This is a genomic window from Mycobacterium sp. IS-2888, from assembly GCF_001954215.1.
Lineage (GTDB): Bacteria > Actinomycetota > Actinomycetes > Mycobacteriales > Mycobacteriaceae > Mycobacterium.
Genome location: NZ_MBET01000026.1, coordinates 151,669 through 172,110 on the forward strand (window position 1 = coordinate 151,669; position 20,442 = coordinate 172,110).

At 68.1% G+C, this 20,442-nt stretch carries 18 protein-coding genes; 4 read left to right on the forward strand and 14 right to left on the reverse strand.

Going from position 1 to position 20,442, the window contains the following annotated elements; translation table 11 throughout:
- Window positions 1-27: 27 nt before the first annotated feature.
- On the forward strand, window positions 28-348 hold the full coding sequence (locus tag A5745_RS05180) for a DUF2563 family protein (RefSeq protein ID WP_076115339.1): 321 nt from the start codon (window positions 28-30) through the stop codon (window positions 346-348).
- Here A5745_RS05180 and A5745_RS05185 read toward each other — a convergent pair.
- Together A5745_RS05185 and A5745_RS05190 are read right to left on the reverse strand one after the other, a co-directional pair.
- The gene (locus A5745_RS05185) at window positions 345-2,600 is read right to left on the reverse strand and encodes an alpha/beta hydrolase-fold protein (protein WP_076115369.1); all 2,256 of its coding nucleotides are present in this window, start codon (window positions 2,598-2,600) and stop codon (window positions 345-347) included. The two genes, A5745_RS05180 and A5745_RS05185, sit on opposite strands and share 4 nt — an antisense overlap.
- 37 nt (window positions 2,601-2,637) lie before the next feature.
- Window positions 2,638-3,765, reverse strand: a complete 1,128-nt coding sequence (locus A5745_RS05190; protein WP_076115340.1) for a Xaa-Pro peptidase family protein — start codon at window positions 3,763-3,765, stop codon at window positions 2,638-2,640.
- Between the two features lie 52 nt (window positions 3,766-3,817).
- Here A5745_RS05190 and A5745_RS05195 point away from each other — a divergent pair, with 52 nt between their 5' ends.
- Complete coding sequence (locus tag A5745_RS05195) at window positions 3,818-4,774, forward strand: 5'-3' exonuclease (RefSeq protein ID WP_076115341.1); 957 nt, start codon at window positions 3,818-3,820, stop codon at window positions 4,772-4,774.
- Between the two features lie 18 nt (window positions 4,775-4,792).
- Here A5745_RS05195 and A5745_RS05200 read toward each other — a convergent pair whose 3' ends face one another.
- From A5745_RS05200 to dop, 11 genes are all read right to left on the reverse strand, one after another.
- Window positions 4,793-5,557, reverse strand: a complete 765-nt coding sequence (locus A5745_RS05200; protein ID WP_076058501.1) for a DUF4333 domain-containing protein — start codon at window positions 5,555-5,557, stop codon at window positions 4,793-4,795.
- A 50-nt stretch (window positions 5,558-5,607) separates the two neighbouring features.
- On the reverse strand, window positions 5,608-8,370 hold the full coding sequence (locus A5745_RS05205; protein ID WP_076115342.1) for an RNA helicase: 2,763 nt from the start codon (window positions 8,368-8,370) through the stop codon (window positions 5,608-5,610).
- Window positions 8,371-8,376: 6 nt separating this feature from the next.
- Window positions 8,377-9,333 (reverse strand): twin-arginine translocase subunit TatC, encoded by a 957-nt coding sequence (gene tatC / locus A5745_RS05210; protein ID WP_371336853.1) that lies wholly within the window; start codon window positions 9,331-9,333, stop codon window positions 8,377-8,379.
- A 56-nt stretch (window positions 9,334-9,389) separates the two neighbouring features.
- Window positions 9,390-9,668 (reverse strand): Sec-independent protein translocase subunit TatA, encoded by a 279-nt coding sequence (gene tatA, locus A5745_RS05215; RefSeq protein WP_076058498.1) that lies wholly within the window; start codon window positions 9,666-9,668, stop codon window positions 9,390-9,392.
- Window positions 9,669-9,758: 90 nt separating this feature from the next.
- Entirely contained in the window at window positions 9,759-10,733 is a 975-nt protein-coding gene (locus tag A5745_RS05220) for a YafY family protein (protein ID WP_076115343.1), read from the reverse strand.
- Window positions 10,730-11,743: a YafY family protein gene (locus A5745_RS05225; RefSeq protein ID WP_076115344.1), complete on the reverse strand. Its 1,014-nt coding sequence runs from the start codon at window positions 11,741-11,743 to the stop codon at window positions 10,730-10,732. The genes A5745_RS05220 and A5745_RS05225 overlap by 4 nt, the downstream gene beginning before the upstream one ends.
- Window positions 11,744-11,754: 11 nt before the next feature.
- Window positions 11,755-13,113 (reverse strand): Pup--protein ligase, encoded by a 1,359-nt coding sequence (gene pafA / locus A5745_RS05230; RefSeq protein ID WP_139329450.1) that lies wholly within the window; start codon window positions 13,111-13,113, stop codon window positions 11,755-11,757.
- A gap of 67 nt (window positions 13,114-13,180) precedes the next feature.
- Window positions 13,181-13,966 carry a proteasome subunit alpha gene (prcA, locus tag A5745_RS05235; protein WP_076115345.1) on the reverse strand — a complete coding sequence of 262 codons (786 nt, stop codon included), beginning with the start codon at window positions 13,964-13,966 and terminating at the stop codon, window positions 13,181-13,183.
- Window positions 13,963-14,883: a proteasome subunit beta gene (gene prcB, locus A5745_RS05240; RefSeq protein WP_076115346.1), complete on the reverse strand. Its 921-nt coding sequence runs from the start codon at window positions 14,881-14,883 to the stop codon at window positions 13,963-13,965. The genes prcA and prcB overlap by 4 nt, the downstream gene beginning before the upstream one ends.
- Complete coding sequence (locus tag A5745_RS05245; protein WP_076058487.1) at window positions 14,880-15,074, reverse strand: ubiquitin-like protein Pup; 195 nt, start codon at window positions 15,072-15,074, stop codon at window positions 14,880-14,882. Before A5745_RS05245 ends, prcB begins: the two co-directional genes overlap by 4 nt.
- A 74-nt stretch (window positions 15,075-15,148) precedes the next feature.
- Window positions 15,149-16,657 carry a pup deamidase/depupylase gene (dop, locus tag A5745_RS05250; protein WP_076115347.1) on the reverse strand — a complete coding sequence of 503 codons (1,509 nt, stop codon included), beginning with the start codon at window positions 16,655-16,657 and terminating at the stop codon, window positions 15,149-15,151.
- Between the two features lie 139 nt (window positions 16,658-16,796).
- On the opposite strand from dop, the gene A5745_RS05255 reads away from it, so the two are divergent.
- Together A5745_RS05255 and A5745_RS05260 are read left to right on the forward strand one after the other, a co-directional pair.
- On the forward strand, window positions 16,797-18,119 hold the full coding sequence (locus A5745_RS05255) for a hypothetical protein (RefSeq protein WP_076115348.1): 1,323 nt from the start codon (window positions 16,797-16,799) through the stop codon (window positions 18,117-18,119).
- Between the two features lie 9 nt (window positions 18,120-18,128).
- On the forward strand, window positions 18,129-18,737 hold the full coding sequence (locus A5745_RS05260; protein ID WP_076115349.1) for a hypothetical protein: 609 nt from the start codon (window positions 18,129-18,131) through the stop codon (window positions 18,735-18,737).
- A 17-nt stretch (window positions 18,738-18,754) separates the two neighbouring features.
- On the opposite strand, the gene arc is transcribed toward A5745_RS05260, so the two are convergent.
- Window positions 18,755-20,442, reverse strand: a 1,688-nt coding sequence (arc, locus tag A5745_RS05265; RefSeq protein ID WP_076115370.1) for a proteasome ATPase, incomplete at its 5' end; no start/stop codon positions are given.

Sequence of the window (20,442 nt, forward strand, 5' to 3'; positions counted from 1 at the left end):
GTGACTCCTGTTCGGAAGGGATGAGCGATGGAAGTCGACACGGGATTGCTGCATTCGGGGGGCAACGAGTCGCACCGCGCGGGTGGGCACGCCCAGGAGGCGGCGGGTCACCTGGCGCGCGGGCCGCTGACGCCCGGGATGTTCGGTCAGTTCGCCGCGGCCGAATCGTTTCACGAGGCGGTCACGTCGGCGCATGCTCAGCATGTGAAAACCCTGCAGGCACACCAGGAAACGCTGACGACGGTCGGCAAGAACGCACACCTGGCCGCGAACGGGTTCACGGACATGGAGGAGCGCAACGCCGCGCAATTGCGAGCGGTGCGGCCCGGCTCTGCCAAATTCGGTTAGCGAGCCGCGGCCCCCAACGTGATTCGGTGCCGTCCCGGTGGCATCGCCACGGTCGATCCCGCCGGCTCACCGTCGAGGCGCACCTCAACCCCGGCGGGTAGTTCGCCAAGCGTGATCCGCGCGGCGGAGTCGGCGGCGACCGTGATCGTCGACGACGGCAACGACGCCAACCCGGCGCGCCGCAGATCCACTGTGAGACTGGCAACCCCACTCAATCGCAACGTCAGATACGGCAGCGGGTCGACGGGCAATCCCACGCGCCAATCCAGCTCGCTGTACAACCCGGGCGAGGGCTCGAAGTTGAGGATGACGCCGCGGCGATGCCGAACGGTGTGCGTGGGATCCGGCCGGGCATACGACCGCGCATCCACCGATGCGACCGCCCCGCGCCGAGCGGCAACCGCCGGATCCGCGGTCAGCTCCGAGACCCACCACGCCCGATCGGGACCGATACCCAGGTCGGCCCGCACCAGCTGTGGATACCACGCGAACGTGATATGGCCCGGATCAGCTTGGCGCACACCGGTTCCCATGTGAGCGATCGGATCCGCGAACTTGTCCTGAAACACCCAGGCGATGTGATCCTCAAACGGATACACGGTGAACCGGTGTCGGTAGCCGAGGCGGTCGAGTTCGAGCACCTGCTCGGCGGCCGATGCGAACGGCACCAGTTCGTCGACCAACCCGTGGGCAATGACATACGGCAGCCAGCGGGCGTTCACCAGTAACTTCCACGTGTCGCCCTCGCGGGCGCACGGCGAATCCGGGTCCAGGTCGGCGGGGATGTCGACATCGGGCAGCAGGCGCACGCCGCACGTCGGCGGGCCGGCAAGCACGACGGCCTGCGCGAACACCTCCGGATAGCTCAGCCCGAACTTGTAGGCCGCATAGCCGCCCATCGAATAACCCGACACCACAGTGCGATTGGGGTCGGTGCCCAGCTGTTCGGCCACCCGCGCCCACACTTCCCACACGTCGAGCTCGCCGGTGTCGAAGTACCAGGTCGACGGGCCCCGGGCCAGCGGCGTTACCACCACCGAATTGCGGCCCTCGCACACCTCGTGCAGCAGCCGCGGATCGATCGCGGCAAACTGGCTCTGCCCCAACGCAAGCGAGTGCAGCAGCAGAGTCAACGGCAGACCAGGCGCATACGTCGAAGGCAGGCATACCGCATACGGCTGAACCCGGCCGAGGAATTGCGGCTTGGTGCTCAAGATATTTTCCGCCGCCCAGCCTTGTTCCACGCCCTGCCCGAGCTCGACCGAGGACACGTACCACCGCGTCGACGGGCCGGTGATCACCGGTTCGGGCGTGGTTTCGCCCGCCGCCAGCTGCTCCCACTGCACCGTCACCGCAAACTCCGACACGTCGCCCCGCGTCAGGGCCGCGGCCTGGGCGGCATCGGACCAGAAGTTCAGGTGCGGTGGTTCCTGCGCGTTGGTGCGAAATGCCACGTTATAGACGTTCGGTTGTCCAGGCAGCGCGCCATGTCCGGCGGGCACATCGGCGAACCCGTCCCCCACGGCGTTGGCCAAACCCGCGACCAGCCGCACGGTCCAGCTGCCTGCCGGGTCCACCAACGCCCGCGGGACCTGCGCCACGAACGAACGCGACGCCATGTCGACGCTGTGCTGCACCGGCGTGCTAACACCCGTGGTCAGGTCGATCAGTGCGGCGCTGCGGCCCGAAACCAGCAGGGCCCGGTCGATACCCGCGGAGCGCACGCCCGCCCCGGCCGGCCACTGCTCCGGCGCCGACCGGCTCGGGCCGGTGTCGAAGGCGAACACCGCGATTGGCACCGAGGCGTCCACCAGCGTGTTCCAGTCGATCCGCCACCACGAGTGGGTGTCGGTGAGCCCGATGGCGACGCGAAAGATGTCGGCGCCGTTGCCGGCCGCGGGGCCGTCGGGATAGACGTAGGTGCCGCGCGGCGGCGCCTGGATTTTCAGGTCGCCGACCGGCAGGCCCGTCGCCCCGTGGTCGTCATACAGGAAGTCGGTCCAGAACAGGGCGCCGCCGGCCACCCGGCCGCTACCGCAGGTGCGCGGGAACTCCTCGCCGAACGGCCATCCGGCCGGCGCCGGAAGTTGCGGCTCGGGCCGGCGCGCTGCGGGCGGCGCCCCCTCGGGCATGCCGTCGACCACGACGAGTTCAGCGGGCGGCGCCGGCGGGGGCGAGACGGGGTGCAACACCGCGTCGGTGACGTGTCGTGCAATGCGGATCGGAAGCAGGGCTAGGTCCAGGATTGACACCACGCCCAACCTACGCGCACAGCCGCTGTCCCGATCGCTATGACGCGGGCACCACGATCAGCTCGTGCGGCCGGTTGTTGACGGCCAGCGCGCCGTCCTCGGTCACCACGACGATGTCCTCGATGCGGGCGCCCCAGCGGTCGGGGAAGTAGATGCCCGGCTCGATGGAAAACGCCATCCCCGCGGCCAGCGGAAGGTCATTGCCCGCGACGATGTAGGGCTCTTCGTGGACCGAGAGCCCGATGCCGTGGCCGGTGCGGTGCACGAAGAACTCCGCGAGCCCGGCCTCGGCCAGTACATCGCGGGCGGCCGCGTCGACTTGTTCGGCAGTGACCCCCGGACGCACCGCGTCGAACGCCGCGCGCTGGGCTCGCTGCAGCACCGAATAATGTTGGGCCACATCGGGTTTAGGTTCGCCGATGCTGTAGGTGCGGGTGGAGTCCGAATGATATCCGGGCTCGTAGGCTCCCCCGATGTCGACGACGACGATGTCGCCGATCTGCAGTTCACGATCCGAATAACCGTGGTGCGGGTCGGCGCCGTGCGGGCCGGAGCCGACGATGATGAACGCCACATCCGAATGCCCTTCGGCCACAATGGCTTCGGCGATGTCGGCGGCAACGTCGGCCTCGGTGCGGCCCGGACGCAGAAACTCCGGCACCCGCGCATGCACCCTGTCGATGGCCGAGCCGGCCTTGCGCAGCGCGTCTATCTCACACTCCTCCTTGACCATCCGCAGCCCGCGTAGCACGCCGGTGGCCAGCACCGGCAGCACGCCGAGCACACCGGCCAGCGGCAACAAATGCGCCGCCGGCATGGAATCGGTGACAGCCGTCGCGACGGGGCCGCCACCCAGCGCGGCGCCCACCAACCGGTACGGATCGTCGCCGTCGACCCAATCACGCACCGCCAGGCCGAGTTCCGGAATGGCCGACGCACGCAACGACGCCAACTCCAGCCGCGGCACCACGACCGTCGGCGCACCGGAGGCCGGCAGCACCAGCGCAGTGAGCCGCTCGAACGTCTGGGCTCGCGAACCGACGAGGTAGCGCAGGTCGTAGCCCGGGGTGATCACCAGGCCGGCCAGCCCGGCGTCGGCGGTGGCGGCGGCCGCGGCGGCCAGCCGGCGGGCATACACCGCGGCGTCGAATCGGTCAGAATCCATGGCAGCCAGGCTAACCCGCGCCGGTGTTCGGCGGCGTGAGACCATAGCCGGCATGCCCGCACCCGTGTTGTTGCTCGACGGCGCCAGCATGTGGTTCCGCTCGTATTTCGGGGTGCCGTCGTCGATCACCACCCCCGACGGCCGGCCGGTCAACGCCGTGAGGGGCTTCATCGACTCGATGGCCGTGGTGATCACCCAGCAGCGGCCCGCCCGGCTCGCGGTCTGTCTCGACCTTGATTGGCGACCGCAATTCCGGGTGGACCTCATCCCGTCGTACAAGGCGCATCGGGTCGCCGAGCCGGAGCCGCCGGGTGAGCCCGACATCGAGGAAGTGCCCGACGACCTGACCCCCCAGATCGACATGATCATGGAACTGCTGGACGCTTTCGGGATTCCGACGGCGGGCGCGGAAGGTTTCGAGGCCGACGACGTGCTGGGCACGCTGGCGGCGCGCGAGCGCCGCGACCCAGTCGTGGTCGTCAGCGGAGACCGCGACCTGCTGCAGGTGGTCGCCGACGATCCCGTCCCGGTCCGGGTGCTCTACCTGGGCCGCGGGCTGTCGAAGGCGACGCTGTTCGGGCCCGCCGAGGTGGCCGAACAATACGGCGTCCCGGCGGATCGGGCCGGGGCCGCCTACGCCGAACTGGCGCTGATGCGCGGCGATCCGTCCGACGGCCTGCCCGGTGTGCCCGGCGTGGGCGAGAAAACGGCGGCCACCCTGCTGGCCCAACACGGCTCGCTGGAGCGGATCCTCGCCGCCGCACACGATCCGAAATCCAAGATGGCCAAAGGCCTACGGGCGAAATTGCTTGCCGCCACCGATTACATCGAGGCCGCGGGCCACGTGGTGCGCGTGGCCACCGACGCGCCAGTCACGCTTTCAACACCGACCGACAAGCTACCGCTGGCCGCCGCTCACCCCAAGCGGACCGCCGAATTGGCGACCGAGCTGGGCGTCGGGTCGTCGATCGGCCGCCTGCAGAAAGCGCTGGACGCGCTGCCCGGCTGACGGGTTACTGGGGGCGGACTACTGGGGCCGGCCCACCTCATAGGTGCCCTTGTTGTCCTGGAACGTCACCGTCACGTGCTTCGTGGCACCGTCGATGCTGACGCTGCAGTCGAACGTGCCACCCTTCTTGACGGTCGGGTCCTGGCCCTTGTTGCACTTGACGTCTTTGACGTTCTTCGCGCCGTAGCCGTTGGTCTCGTCGGTAAGGACCTGCTGCACGCCTTGCTGCGCCTTGTTGACGTCCAGTTTGGTGGTGACGAAGAACCCGGGCTCCCAGAAGCCGAGCACCAGCACGACGGCGATGAGCAGAAACGCGATCACCCCGGCGATGCCGCCGATCAGCGCGACGGAACGCTTCTTACCCGGTTGCTCGTAGGTCGGGTACTGCTGCGGGTACTGGCCGGGCTGGCCGTACTGACCCGGCTGGCCATACTGGCCGGGCTGACCGTACGGGGGCTGGCCGTACTGGGTCGGTTGGCCGTACTGGCCGGGCTGACCGTACTGAGGCTGGCCGTACTGGCCGGGCTGCCCGTACTGAGGCTGGCCGTACTGACCCGGCTGACCATACTGACCGGGCTGTTGGGGGTAGGCCTGTTCGGTCGGCTGCTGGTACTGCGGGTATTCGGCAGGGGGCGTGTACGCCGGGGCCTGCCACGTCGGCTCCTGGGCGGGCTGCTGCTGTTGCCACGGCGATCCCACCTGGGTCGGTTCCTGGGACCGATCGCCACCCTCGCCGGGCGGTTGCCATTGCTGGCCCGGGTCCGATCCGTGGGGTCCGCTCATCGTGTCTCCTCGCCTCTGGTCTTTGGCTGCCACCGTAGCTCGGGCTCAGCCTACCCGGCGTCAACTGCGACGACGCCGCGCCGAACCTCATTGATAGCGCGCTTGGCGGTTGCTCGCAGCTCAGCGTCCGGGGCGGCGTTGCGGACCTGGTCCAACAGGTCGAGCACCTGGCGGCACCACCGTACAAAATCGCCCGCCAACAATGGCGAACCGGTGCCCGCCGGATCGGCGGCGGCCAGCGCCGCGGCCAGATCGCCGGTCCGCGCCCAGCGATAAACCACGGTGACAAAGCCGTCGTCGGGTTCGCGGCTCGGGCCGATCCGGTGGGTTTGCTCGTCCGCGCGCAGCGCGAGCGACAGCTTCGACGTCTGATTCAGCGCCTGCCGCAATCGCGATGTGGGTGCGTCGGCGGCAAACGGGCCGCCGGGGCCGTCCCCGCCGCGGCTCTCGTAGAGCACCGCCGAGACCACCGCCGCCAACTCGGCCGGGTTTAGGTCCGCCCATGCGCCGGTGCGCAGGCATTCGGCGACCAATAGGTCGCTCTCGCTGTAGATGCGGGCCAGCAACCGGCCGTCATCGGTGACGCGCGGATCGGTGGCCGGGCCTTTTATGAACGCACGCTCGGTGAGCAGACCGACGATCCGGTCGAAGGTCCGGGCCAGCGAATTGGTCGCTGCGGCAACCTTTTTCTCCAACTGGGCGTTGTCGCGTTCGATGCGCAGGTAGCGCTCGGCCTGCCGCATCCGCTCCTCCAGGCCGGGACTGTTGTGGGCGGGGTGCCGGCGCAGTTGCTCGCGCAACGACGCGAGCTCCGGGTCGTGAAACGCGCCGTCGTCGTCGGAGCCGCCCCCGCGACCGCGCTTTGTCGGGACATCCAGCCCGGCGGCGGCGGATCGCAGGGCCGACGCCAGGTCGCGCCTGACCCGCGGCTGCCGGTGTTCGACCCGCTTGGGCAGTGACATCGATCCGACCGGCGCCGAGGCACCCGAATAGTCCGCCGACGAAATGCGTCCCGCCCAGCGATGTTCGGTGAGCACCAACGGCCGCGGGTCGGAGCTGTCGCGGGCCGACTCCAGCACCACCGCCAGTCCCCCGCGCCGGCCGTGGGTGATGCTGATGATGTCCCCGCGACGCAGCGCGGCCAGCGACGCGCTGGCCGCCTGCCGTCGTTGCAATCGCGACGCGCGCGACTGCGCGCGCTCCAGCTCGGAAATCCGGGCCCGCAGCCGGGCGTATTCGAAGATCGGCGCATCGGCCCCGCCCAGTTCGGCGGCGATCTCGTCGAGCAGCTGGCGCCCGCGTTCGATACCACGCACCACGCCGACGACGGACCGGTCGGCCTGATATTGGGCGAACGACTGCTCCAGCAGCTGATGCGCCTGCTCGGGGCCCATGTGCTGGACCAGGTTGATCGTCATGTTGTACGACGGCGCAAACGAACTGCGCAGCGGGAAAGTGCGCGTCGACGCCAGGCCTGCCACCGCGGACGGCTCGGTGGTTTCTTCGGCGGGATGCCACAGCACCACCGCGTGGCCCTCGACGTCGATGCCGCGCCTGCCGGCGCGCCCGGTCAGCTGGGTGTACTCGCCCGGCGTCAGCGGCATGTGCTGCTCGCCGTTGAACTTCACCAGCCGCTCGAGAACCACCGTGCGGGCGGGCATGTTGATGCCGAGCGCCAGGGTTTCGGTGGCGAACACCGCCTTGACCAGGCCGGCGGTGAACAGCTCCTCGACGGTGTGCCGAAACGCCGGCAACATCCCGGCGTGGTGGGCCGCCAGCCCGCGCAGCAGACCCTCCCGCCATTCGTAGTAGCCCAGCACGGCGAGGTCGGAGTCGGCGAGATCCCCGCACCGGTGCTCGATCACCTCCGCGATCTGTGCGCGCTCCTCCTCGGTGGTCAGCCGTAGCGGCGAGCGCAGACATTGCTGGACCGCGGCGTCACAACCCGCCCGGGAGAACACGAAGGTGATCGCCGGCAACAAGCCCTCGGAATCCAGGGTTGCGATCACGTCCGGCCGCGACGGCGGGCGGTAGAACCGCGGCCGGCCCGGGCGCCCCCCACCACCGCGGCGGCGCGGCTGCCAGTCCGACATCCGGTCGGCCTCGCGGCGATGCGCGATGTGCCGCAGCAGCTCGGGATTGACCCGCGGCTGACGATCGGCGGCCGGTTTCTCGTTCTCGTAATCGAACAGGTCCAGCAGGCGCTTGCCCACCAGGACGTGCTGCCACAGCGGAACCGGCCGGTGCTCGTCGACGACGACCGTCGTGTCGCCGCGCACCGTCTGGATCCAGCCGCCGAACTCCTCAGCGTTGCTCACCGTCGCCGACAGGCTGACCACCCGCACCTCGTCGGGCAGATGCAGGATCACCTCCTCCCACACCGGGCCCCGCATCCGGTCGGCGAGGAAATGCACCTCGTCCATCACTACGTACGAAAGACCTTGCAGCGCAGGCGAATCGGCGTAGAGCATGTTGCGCAAAACCTCGGTCGTCATCACCACAACGGGCGCGTCGGCGTTCACCGACATGTCGCCGGTGAGCAACCCGATCCGGTCACGGCCGTAACGCAGCGTCAGGTCGGTGTGCTTCTGGTTGCTCAGCGCCTTCAGCGGCGTGGTGTAGAAGCACTTGCCGCCGGCCGCCAGCGCCAGGTGCACGGCGAATTCGCCGACGACCGTCTTGCCGGCGCCGGTCGGCGCGCAGACCAGCACGCCGTGACCCCGTTCCAGCGCCGCGCACGCCCGCTGCTGAAAGTCATCGAGGCCAAATGGCAGCTGCGCGCTGAACCGGGCCAGCTCGGCCAGCTCGGTCACGCGGGCCTAAGTGACGTCGTCATGCTGCCCGGCAGTGAACGACGGCTCGGGTATGGGCTCGGGCTCCTCGAGGACCGATGCTTCATCGTCGGGGATCTCCGCCTGCGCTTCGCGCTTGGCCTTCCGCTTGTCGTGCAGGCGCGCGATCTGGATGGCGAATTCCAGCAGCACCGACAGCGCAACCCCCAGCGCCGTCATCGAAAACGGATCGGAACCGGGAGTGAACACCGCCGCGAACACGAACATCGCGAATATCAGGCCGCGCCGCCACGACTTGAGCCGCTCATAGGTCAGCAGCCCCACCATGTTCAGCATCACGATTAGCAGCGGGAATTCGAAGCTGACGCCGAACACGATCAGCAGGTTGATCAGGAAGCCGAAATAGCGGTCCCCGGACAACGCGGTCACCTGCACGTCGCTGCCCACGGTCAACAGGAAGCCCAGCGCCTTGGACAGCACGAAGTAGGCCAGCACCGCGCCGCCGATGAATAGCACCGCGGCCGGGATCACGAACGCGATCGCGAAGCGGCGCTCGCGCTGATAGAGCCCCGGCGTGATGAACGCCCAGAGCTCGTACAGCCACACCGGGCAGGCCAGCACGATCCCGGCCGTCATCCCGACCTTGAGCCGCAGCATGAATTGGTCGAACGGGGCAGTGGCCAGCAGGCGGCACTGCCCGTTGGGGCTGATCTCGGCGCGCGCCGACTGCGGCAGCGAACAGTAGGGATGGCGCAACCACTCGCCGAGGCTCTCCAGCCCGAAGATCGAATGCGAGTACCAGACGAACCCGAAAATCGTGGTGATCAGGATCGCGGCCAAGGCGATCAACAATCGTGCGCGGAGCTCGGTCAGGTGATCGACCAGCGACATGGTCGCATCGGGGTTGGTGCGGCTGCGCCGGTAACGAGGGTTGAGCCGCTTCAGCAAGGCAGCGGTGCGCGCTGAAGTCTTGAAAAGTTTCACGACGCTCGGTCAGTGGCGCTCGGGCAACCGCGACGGCTAACCGCGACTACGCCGGGCTACGCGGGGCGCGCTTCGTGGTGACCCTGCTCGCTCGCCTTCGGCGGGTCGACCCGCTCCGACTGCACGGGCTGGGGGTTCACCGCGGGGGTCTCCGACGGGGTTTGCAGGGACGGCGTTTGGTCTTTGTTCTCCGTCTGCATTTCCCGCATCTCGGACTTGAAGATGCGCATCGACTTACCCAGCGAGCGCGCCGCATCGGGGAGCTTCTTGGCACCGAAGAGCAGGACCACTACGACAGCGAGGATCGCCCAGTGCCACGGACTAAGACTGCCCACTTTGATTACCTCCAGACGTCCACCCGATGCTACCGCAGTAGCGAGAACTGCCGGTTTCCCCGCGCCGAGGCGCGCAGGTCCCGCGCTGCCTCACCCCTGGGCCGCGACCTGATAGGACTCCAGCGCCACCGCCGCGGAATCCCGCACCCGCTGCGCGAGCGACGCGGGAGCGAGCACCCGCACGGCCGAGCCGAAGCCCAGCACCAGGCGCGTCATCCAGTCCTCGGAGGCGTAGGTCATGACCGCCTCGCACGAGCCGTCCGGCAACTCGCGCACGTCGCGCATCGGGTAGTACTCGAGCATCCACGACGCCGAGGGCGCCACCCGCAGCGTGGCCGACGGCAGCGACGGATCGCCGTCGAACAGGGACGTGTCCGGCGGCGCGTGCAGCGCCGACTCGGGCGCGGCGGCCGGCTCGCCCAGCTCGGTGGCCTCCACGATCCGGTCGAAGCGGAACAGCCGAACCCCCTCGGCGTCCCGCGACCAGGCCTCCAGGTAGCTTTGGCCGCCGATCAGCAGCACCCGGATGGGGTCGACGATGCGGCTGGTCAACGTGTCGTGCGACGCGGCGTAGTAGTCGATGGAAAGCGCGTGTTTGTAGTGCACCGCCGCACGTACCGCGGCCGCGGCCCGGCTCTCGACCGGTGCCTGCTCATCGACGGCCGCCGCAATACCCGTGGCGTCGTGCCCGACCGCGCCCGCGGCGGCCTCGATCTTCGCGATCGCGCTGCGCGCGGCCTCCGGATCGACCACGCCGGGAATGTCGGCCAGCGCCCGCAGCGCCACCAGCAGGCCGGTGGCCTCGGGCGAGGTGAGCTTCAGCGGCCGATCGATGCCCGCCGAGAACGTCACCTCGATCTTGTCTCCGGAGAACTCGAAATCGATGAGATCGCCCGGGTAGTAGCCGGGAAGACCGCACATCCACAGCTGGTTGAGGTCCTCTTCGAGCTGCTTGGCCGACACCCCGAGGTCGGCGGCGGCCTTGGCGCGGGTGACCCGCGGGTTGGCCTGGAAATACGGCACCATGTTGAGCAGCCGAACCAGGCGGGTGGACACCGGGGTCATGAGGCCTCCCCCAATCCTCCAAGGCCCGCCTGGGCGCGCAGCCGGTCCAGCACATCGTCGCGCAGCGACTGCGGCTCGAGCACGACGGCGTCGGCGCCGTAGCCCGCGATGTCGCGCGCCAGCCGGTCGCTCCAGCCGATTTCGAATTCGAGGATCTCGCCGTCGCGGCCGCCCAGCTGCCGCTCACCGGTGGACCGTCCGGCCCGGCGCAGCGCGGTGGCCCTCCCCTCGGCGACCCACACCCGCGCCTGCCCGCCCGTCGGCGTTTCGGCGACGATCCGGGCCACGATCTTGCGCAGGTCGACATCGTCGGGCACGGTGACCGCGCCGGCGGGACCGATCGGCACGACCTCGGCGCCGATCCGCGACAGCCGGAAAGTGCGGACGGCGTCGCGGTCGCGGTCGTGGCCCACGAGATACCAGCGGCCCTTCTCGGTGACGACGCCCCACGGCTCGACGGTGCGCGTGGTGAACGGTTCGGCCCGCGACGGCCGGTGCGGAAACTGCACGGCCTGGCGAGAATCGATGGCCGACAACAGGATTCCGAGGACATCCTCCGACCCCCGCAGGCCCGGCACCCCGGGCGGAGAGGCGATGGCCACGGGGGACCCTTCATCCGAGGGGTCGACGTCCACGCCGGCGGCGCGCAGCTTCAGCAACGCGCCTTGGGTCGCGGTGATCAGTTCGGGCGACTCCCACAGCTGGGTGGCGACGGCGACCGCGGCCGCCTCGTCCGACGTGAGTTCGACGGGCGGCAGCGCGTAGGCGTCGCGGTTGATCCGATAGCCCTCGGTGGGGTCCAGCGCCGAGACCCTGCCGACCTCGAGGGGGATGCCGAGGTCGCGCAACTCGTTCTTGTCGCGCTCGAACATCCGCGAGAACGCCTCCGCGCTGGGGCTATCCGAGTAGCCCGCCACGCTGGACCTGATCTTGTCGGCGGTGATGTAGCCGCGGGTGGACAGCAAGGCGATGACGAGGTTTACCAGCCGTTCGACTTTCGAGGTCGTCATTTGCTCCAGAGTTACATGCTCGCGATCAGCCGTTTGACCCGCTCGTCGACGGCCCGGAACGGATCTTTGCATAGCACGGTGCGCTGGGCCTGGTCGTTCAGTTTGAGGTGTACCCAATCGACGGTGAAGTCGCGGCCCGCGGCCTGGGCGGCGCTGATGAATTCGCCGCGCAGCCGGGCGCGGGTGGTCTGCGGCGGCTGGTCGACGGCTTCCGCGATGTCCTCGTCGGTGGTGACGCGGGTGGCCAGACCCTTGCGCTGCAGTAGGTCGAAGACCCCGCGGCCCCGCTTGATGTCGTGGTACGCCAGATCCAGCTGGGCGATCTTCGGGTCGGACAGCTCCATGTCGTAGCGGTCCTGGTACCGCTGGAACAGCTTGCGCTTGATCACCCAGTCGATCTCGGTGTCCACCTTCGCGAAGTCCTGGCTCTCGACGGCGTCGAGCTGACGGCCCCACAGGTCGACGACCTGCTCGATTTGCGCGTTGGGCTCGCGGACCTGCAGATGCTCGACGGCGCGGCTGTAGTACTCCCGCTGGATGTCCAGCGCGCTGGCCTGCCGCCCGCCCGCCAGCCTCACCGGCCGGCGGCCGGTGACATCGTGGCTGACCTCGCGGATGGCGCGGATGGGATTGTCCAGCGAGAAGTCGCGGAACGGGACACCGGCTTCGATCATCTCCAGCACCAGCGCCGCGGTGCCCACCTTGAGCATGGTGGTGGTCTCGCACATGTTGGAGTCGCCGACGATGACGTGCAGCCGCCGGTACTTCTCGGCGTCGGCGTGCGGCTCGTCGCGGGTGTTGATGATCGGGCGGCTGCGGGTGGTGGCCGACGAGACGCCCTCCCAGATGTGCTCGGCGCGCTGGCTCAGGCAGAACGTTGCGGCCTTGGGTGTCTGCAGCACCTTGCCGGCCCCGCAAATCAGCTGGCGCGTGACCAGAAAGGGCAGCAGCACGTCGGAGATCCGGGAGAACTCACCGGCCCGCACGATCAGGTAGTTCTCGTGGCAGCCGTAGGAGTTGCCCGCCGAATCGGTGTTGTTCTTGAACAGATAGATGTCGCCGCCGATGCCCTCGTCGGCCAGCCGCTGCTCGGCGTCGACCAGCAGGTCTTCCAGCACCCATTCGCCTGCCCGGTCGTGCGTGACCAGCTGGACCAGGCTGTCGCATTCGGCGGTGGCGTACTCGGGATGGCTGCCGACATCGAGGTACAGGCGCGCGCCGTTCCGCAGGAAAACGTTGGAGCTGCGGCCCCAGGAGACGACGCGGCGGAACAAATAGCGGGCGACCTCGTCCGGGCTCAGCCGCCGGTGGCCGTGGAACGTGCAGGTGACACCGAACTCGGTCTCGATGCCCATAATTCGACGCTGCACACAATTGAGGGTACTGGTTCTCAGAGCGCGACCGTGAGCATGCCGCGCCCACGGATGTTACGGGGGGTCAGTCGTCGGATTCGTCGTCGGATTTCGAGTCGGATTTCGAGTCGGATTTCGAGTCGGATTTCGGGCCCTTCGAACCGGCCTGGTCGAGCAGGCGTTCCAGGGTGGAGCGCCCAAGCCGGCGAAATGCGCGACGCGGCCGGTTGGCGTCCAGGATGGCGACCTCCAGACTGGCCCCTTCGAGGGAGGCCTGGTCGCCGTTCGAGCCGTCGCTGCCGGCTCGCAGCGCGTCCACCGCGATGTGCAAGGCGTCGTGCAGATCGGCGTTCTCGGCGTAGGATTCCTTGAGCGCGTTGGCGATCGGCTCGGTGGTGCCGCCCATCACCACGAAATGCGGCTCGTCGGCGATCGACCCGTCGTAGGTAATCCGATACAGCTCAGGTGGTTTCGTCTCGCCGTAGTGCGCGACCTCGGCGACGCACAACTCGACCTCGTACGGCTTGGCCTGCTCGGTGAAGATGGTGCCCAGCGTCTGTGCGTAGACATTGGCCAGCTGCCGGCCGGTGACGTCGCGGCGGTCGTAGGCGTAACCCCGGGTGTCGGCGAATTGGATGCCGCCGCGGCGCAGGTTGTCGAACTCGTTGAACTTGCCCGCGGCCGCAAAGCCGACGCGGTCGTAAAGCTCGCTGATCTTCTGCAGGGACCGCGACGGGTTTTCCGCAACGAACAGCACACCGTCCGAGTAAGCAAGCGCCACCACGCTTTTGCCCCGGGCGATGCCCTTGCGCGCGAGCTCGCTGCGCTCGCGCATCGCCTGCTCGGGAGAAATGAAGTACGGGAAACTCACTTGTCACCCCGCGGCTCGGCGTCGGGGCCGAAAGTGTCAGCGCGCGAACGACTTTCGATGACCTCACGAGCCAGCTCGGAGATGCGGCCCTCGGGTACGTCGACCGCCCCGTCGGCGCCGATGGTGACCGCGGTCGGATAGATGCCGCGGACCAGGTCCGGGCCGCCGGTGGCCGAATCGTCGTCGGCGGCGTCGTAGAGCGCCTCGATGGCGACCCGCAACCCCGAATCGGCATCAGTCACCTGCGAATACAGTTTCTTCATCGAAGACTTGGCGAAGATCGACCCCGACCCCACCGACTGATACCCCTCTTCTTCGATGTTCCAGCCGCCGGCGGCGTCGAAAGTGACGATGCGGCCGGCGCTTTCCGGATCGGCCGCGTGGATGTCGTAGCCCACCAGCAGCGGCAGGGCCACCAGGCCCTGCATCGCGGCCGCCAGGTTGCCGCGCACCATGATCGCGAGCCGGTTGACCTTGCCGGCAAAGGTGAGCGGTACCCCTTCGAGTTTCTCGTAGTGCTCGAGTTCCACCGCGTAAAGCCGGGCGAACTCAACCGCGATCGCGGCGACGCCGGCGATGCCGGTGGCGGTGTAGTCGTCGGTGATGTACACCTTCCGCACGTCGCGGCCGGAGATCATGTTGCCCTGCGTGGAACGCCGATCACCGGCGATCAGGACACCGCCGGGGTATTTAAGCGCGACGATCGTGGTGCCATGCGCAAATTGCCCACCGGGTTGACCGCTCCCCGATGGACCACCCCCCGATTGACCGCTCCCCGATTGACTCCCGCCGAGGACCGCCGGTAGCAGCTCGGGCGCTTGGCGGCGCAACAAATCAGCGAACGAGGACGGGTTTAACCCTGAGGTTCCGGAAAATGCCGAGTTGATGGGCAGACGATCAGAGAACGGCCAGGTCACTGTCCGCCCTTTTGGACGTACGCACGGACGAAGTCCTCCGCGTTCTCCTCAAGGACGTCGTCAATCTCGTCGAGCAGATCGTCGGTCTCCTCGGCTAGCTTCTCGCGGCGCTCTTGGCCCGCGGCTGTGGTACCGGTGACATCGTCGTCGTCACCGCCGCCACCGCCACGCTTGGTCTGCTCCTGAGCCATCGCCGCCTCCTGCTAGGTCTGGGCCTGTTTCTCTACAGTACCGGTCAACGCCGACGTTTCCCGGTTTAACGGGCCTAGCTGGTTAGTTGTTCCACCAGTTCGGCCGCGCTGTCCACGGAGTCCAATAGCGCTCCGACGTGTGCCTTGCTGCCCCGCAGCGGCTCCAGCGTCGGGATGCGCACCAGCGAATCGCCGCCCAGATCGAAGATCACCGAGTCCCAACTGGCCGCGGCGATATCGGCGCCGAACCTGCGCAGGCATTCGCCACGGAAGTACGCGCGGGTGTCCGTGGGCGGGTTGTCGACCGCGTCGAGAACCTGGTGTTCGTTGACCAGACGCTTCATGGAGCCGCGCGCCACCAGCCGGTTGTAGAGGCCCTTGTCCAGCCGGACGTCCGAATATTGCAGGTCGACGAGGTGCAGCCGGGGCGCCGACCAGCTCAGGTTCTCCCGCTGGCGGAACCCCTCGAGCAGCCGCAGCTTGGCCGGCCAGTCCAGCAGCTCGGCGCAGTCCATCGGGTCGCGCTCGAGCTGATCGAGCACGTGCGCCCACGTCTCGACGATGTCGGCCGCACGCGCGTCGGGGTCGCGGCTGTCGACCAGCTTGGCCACCCGATCGAGGTAGATGCGTTGCAGCGCAAGGCCGGTCAGCTCGCGCCCGTCGACCAGGGCCACCGCGGCCCGCAGCGACGGGTCGCGGCTGATCGCGTGGACGGCGTGCACCGGCCGGGCCAACGCCAGGTCGGTCAGGTCGATCCCGTGTTCTGGGCCCTCTTCGATGAGGTCGAGCACCAGCGCCGTGGTGCCCAGTTTCAGGTAGGTCGACGTCTCGGCGAGGTTCGCATCGCCGATGATGACGTGCAGCCTGCGGTACCGGTCGGCGTCGGCGTGCGGTTCGTCGCGGGTGTTGATGATGCCGCGTTTGAGCGTGGTCTCCAGCCCGACCTCGACCTCGATGTAGTCGGACCGCTGGGACAGCTGGAACCCGGGCTCGTCACCGGAGGGCCCGATGCCGACGCGGCCGGATCCGGTGATCACCTGCCGCGACACCAGGAACGGGGTGAGACCGGCGATGATGGCCGAGAACGGCGTCTGGCGGGACATCAGGTAGTTCTCGTGCGACCCGTAGGACGCGCCCTTGCCGTCGACGTTGTTCTTGTAGAGCTGCAGTTTCGCCGCTCCGGGCACGCTCGCGACGTGCCGGGCGGCGGCCTCCATCACCCGCTCGCCCGCCTTGTCCCAGATCACCGCGTCCAGCGGGTCGGTGCACTCCGGCGCGGAGTATTCCGGGTGGGCGTGGTCGACGTAGAGGCGCGCGCCGTTGGTCAGGATCATGTTGGCCGCGCCGACCTCGTCGGCGTCGACCACGGGCGGCGGCCCGGCCGACCGGCTCAGGTCGAAGCCACGGGCGTCACGCAGCGGCGATTCCACCTCGTAGTCCCAGCGAGTCCGTTTGGCGCGCTGGATACCGGCGGCGGCGGCATAGGCCAACACCGCCTGCGTCGAGGTAAGGATCGGGTTGGCGGTCGGGTCCGACGGCGACGAAATGCCGTACTCAACCTCCGTCCCGATAATCCGTTGCATTACTTCAAGATAGGCCCGGCGACGACGCGGCCCCCGAAGCGGGGGTAAGCCGGGCACATGACCGGTCACATTCCCGGGCTCCGAATTGAGCCTGGCAACAGCCTCCGCGCGGGCCGTTTCGACACTAGGGTGAGCCGGCATGGACCTCTCGCTGCGCCAGAGTTCGGGCCGCCGGACGGATAGCCGCGAGACGGCGGGCTCCGCGGCCGAAAGCTGGTTCTTGGAGCGGGGCCTGCCCTCGGTGCTCACGAGGCGGGCGCGGTGGCGACGGCTCTGGCCGCGGTCGGCTCCCATGCTGGCGGCGTACGCGACATTGCAGGCCTGCGTCCTGCCGGTCTACTTGATCACCGGCGGCAACGATGTCGAGATCACCGGCGAGCCGACAACTTCCGAATGGATCGTGCTCGCAATCATCGGGCTGGCGCTTCCGCTGATGGCCGTTGTCGGCTGGGTGGTGTCCCGGTCAGGCAGCGGCCGCACCCGCGCGGCCGTCGCGACCGTCGCGGTCGTCGTCGTGGCGTGCGTCGCGGCGACCGTGGGCGGACCCTCGCAGCTGGTGCAGGAAGCGGTCGTCGTGGCCGCGGTGCTGATCCTGACCGGCGCCGGCGCGGGTTCGGTGGTGGGCTGGGCGGTGCGGATGATGCTCTCGCACCTTGCCACCGTCGGCGCCTTGGCGGTGCGGGCGCTGCCGGTGGTGCTGCTGACCGCGTTGGTGTTCTTCAACACCTACGTCTGGCTGATGGCCGCAACGATCAGCGGCAAGCGGCTGGTGCTGGCGATGGCGTTTCTGGTGTCGATCGCCGCGGCCTTCGTCGTGTCGGCCACCCTCGAACGAGTGCGGCCGATGCTGCGCTCGACGACTGTGCGGCCCAGCGACACGCCCCCCGATGACACAGGGCCCGACGACACCGGCCCCGATGACACAGGGCTCGACGACACCGGGCCCGACGACACCGAGAAGCTCGCCGGCACTGAGAAGCTCGCCCAGACGCCGTTCGCGACGATGCTCGATACGCATGACTGCGCCCCGCTGAAAAGGACCGAACGCGCCAATGTCGTGTTCGTGCTCGCCGCCTCGCAGTTGGCGCAGATCCTGGTGGTGGCGGTGGTCACCACCGTCATCTACTTCATCCTGGGGCTGATCATCCTCAGCCCTGAGCTGCTCAACGAGTGGACCCACACCTACAAGAGCACTTCGACGGTGTTGGGATTGACGCTCCAGGTGCCGGATTCGCTGATCCATATGACACTTTTCCTCGGCGCGCTGACGTTCATGTACATCAGCGCCCGCGCGGCCGGCGACGCCGAGTACCGCTCGACATTCCTCGACCCGCTGATCGACGACCTGCGCACCACACTGATCGCGCGCAACCGCTACCGCGGCGCCGTCGCGTTGACCGCGTGTGCTGTTGACGGGCGCGCTGTTGACGGCGCTGTTGACGGCGCTCACGCCAATGATTAATTTCGCCTGATGGCCGAGGATCTGTCCGGAAAACGTTACGGCGAGGTGCTTCTCGTCCAGGTCGGTGAGTCCGGCCCGGAGGCCACCGTCTACAACAGCTTCCCGCTCAACGATTGTCCGGCCGAGCTGTGGTCCAAGCTCGACGCGCAGGCCATCGCCGCCGAAAACGGCGCGGCCGCAGCCCTGCTCAACGGTCCGCGCTACTGGCTGATGAACGCCATCGAAAAGGAGCAGCAGGGCCCGCAGGAGCGGAAGACCTTCGGCGGAATCGAAATGATCAAGCAGGCCACCGTCGCGATGTCGTCGATGAACCCCGCGCCCTACAGCGCCAACGAGGTGAGCCGCAACACCGTCTTCGTCTTCGACGCCGGTGCAGAGGTCTACGAACTCGTCGACCCCGACGGGCGGCGCTGGGTGATGCAGACGTGGAGCCAGGTCGTCGACCCCAACCTGTCGAGGGCCGACCTGCCCGGCCTGGCCGGCCGCCTGAACCTGCCCGACGGGTGGCGCTACGAGCCGCGCGTGCTCACCGAAACGCTGCGGGTGGATACCAGGACTCGCCCCGCCCAGGTCACGCAGGACGACCTCACCAACAGCTACTCGCTCGAATTCGACTGACCCGGTAGCGGTTAGCGCTACAGGTACTGACCCAGGTTCGACTCGGTGTCGATGGCGCGCGACGCGCTCGACGACTTGCCGGTGACCAGGGTGCGGATGTACACGATCCGCTCGCCCTTCTTGCCCGAAATCCGCGCCCAGTCATCGGGATTGGTGGTGTTGGGCAGGTCCTCGTTCTCGGCGAACTCGTCGACGATCGAATCGAGCAGATGCTGAATGCGCAATCCCGGTTGTCCGGTCTCCAGCACCGACTTGATGGCGTTCTTCTTCGCCCGGTCGACGACATTCTGGATCATCGCCCCGGAGTTGAAGTCCTTGAAGTACATGACTTCCTTGTCGCCATTGGCGTAGGTGACCTCCAGGAACCGGTTGTCGTCGATCTCGGCGTACATCCGGTCGACGACCTTTTCGATCATCGCCTTGATGCAGGCCGTACGGTCACCGCCGAACTCGGCGAGGTCGTCGGCGTGCACCGGCAGGGCCTCGGTCAAGTACTTCGAGTAGATGTCTTGTGCCGCTTCCGCATCGGGCCGCTCGATCTTGATCTTCACGTCCAGACGTCCCGGCCGCAGGATCGCGGGATCGATCATGTCCTCGCGGTTGGACGCACCGATCACGATGACGTTCTCGAGTCCCTCCACGCCGTCGATCTCGCTGAGCAGCTGCGGCACCACGGTGGTCTCGACGTCCGACGAGACGCCGGTGCCGCGGGTCCGGAAGATCGAGTCCATCTCGTCGAAGAACACGATTACCGGCGTTCCCTCCGACGCCTTCTCACGCGCCCGCTGGAAGATCAGCCGGATGTGCCGCTCGGTCTCGCCGACGAACTTGTTCAGCAGCTCGGGGCCCTTGATGTTCAGGAAGTACGACTTCGCCTCGCGAGAGTCGTCGCCGCGCACCTCGGCCATCTTCTTGGCCAACGAGTTGGCGACCGCCTTGGCGATCAGCGTCTTGCCGCAGCCGGGAGGCCCGTAGAGCAGCACGCCTTTCGGCGGGCGCAGCGCGTACTCGCGGTAGAGCTCCTTGTGCAGGAACGGCAGCTCGACCGCGTCGCGGATCTGCTCGATCTGGCGGGTAAGCCCGCCGATGTCTTGGTAGCTGACGTCCGGCACCTCTTCCAGCACCAGGTCTTCGACCTCGGCCTTGGGGATGCGTTCGAAGGCGTAGCCGGCCTTGGTGTCGACCAGCAGCGAGTCGCCGGGGCGCAGCTTGCGGGGCTTGGTGTCGTCGTTGAGAGCGTCGGGAACGCCGTCGGGCAGGTCCTCGGCGACCAGCGGCTCGGCCAGCCAGACGATGCGTTCCTCGTCGGCGTGTCCGACGACGAGCGCGCGGTGGCCGTCGGCGAGCACCTCACGCAGAGTGGAGATCTCGCCGACCGATTCGAACGTGCCGGCCTCGACGACGGTCAAGGCCTCGTTGAGCCGGACGGTCTGGCCCTTGCGCAGCAATGTGGCGTCAATGTTCGGCGAGCATGTCAGGCGCATCTTGCGGCCCGAGGTGAACACGTCGACGGTGTCGTCGTCGTGCGCGGCGAGGAGAACGCCGTAGCCGCTGGGCGGCTGGCCGAGCCGGTCGACTTCCTCGCGCAGTGCGAGCAGTTGTTGGCGGGCCTCTTTAAGAGTTTCCATTAATTTGGAATTGCGTGCGGCCAACGAGTCGATGCGGGCTTCGAGCTGATGCACGTCGCGGGCCGAGCGGGCGGCGC

Excerpts from the sequence above, each read along its gene's own strand:
- A5745_RS05255 (WP_076115348.1), top strand. The coding sequence starts at position 16,797 with ATGGACCTCTCGCTGCGCCAGAGTTCGGGCCGCCGGACGGATAGCCGC.
- A5745_RS05260 (WP_076115349.1), top strand. The coding sequence starts at position 18,129 with ATGGCCGAGGATCTGTCCGGAAAACGTTACGGCGAGGTGCTTCTCGTC.
- A5745_RS05220 (WP_076115343.1), bottom strand. The coding sequence starts at position 10,733 with ATGACCCCGGTGTCCACCCGCCTGGTTCGGCTGCTCAACATGGTGCCG.
- A5745_RS05200 (WP_076058501.1), bottom strand. The coding sequence starts at position 5,557 with ATGAGCGGACCCCACGGATCGGACCCGGGCCAGCAATGGCAACCGCCC.
- A5745_RS05180 (WP_076115339.1), top strand. The coding sequence starts at position 28 with ATGGAAGTCGACACGGGATTGCTGCATTCGGGGGGCAACGAGTCGCAC.
- dop (WP_076115347.1), bottom strand. The coding sequence starts at position 16,657 with ATGCAACGGATTATCGGGACGGAGGTTGAGTACGGCATTTCGTCGCCG.
- A5745_RS05190 (WP_076115340.1), bottom strand. The coding sequence starts at position 3,765 with ATGGATTCTGACCGATTCGACGCCGCGGTGTATGCCCGCCGGCTGGCC.
- A5745_RS05225 (WP_076115344.1), bottom strand. The coding sequence starts at position 11,743 with ATGACGACCTCGAAAGTCGAACGGCTGGTAAACCTCGTCATCGCCTTG.
- A5745_RS05245 (WP_076058487.1), bottom strand. The coding sequence starts at position 15,074 with ATGGCTCAGGAGCAGACCAAGCGTGGCGGTGGCGGCGGTGACGACGAC.
- A5745_RS05195 (WP_076115341.1), top strand. The coding sequence starts at position 3,818 with ATGCCCGCACCCGTGTTGTTGCTCGACGGCGCCAGCATGTGGTTCCGC.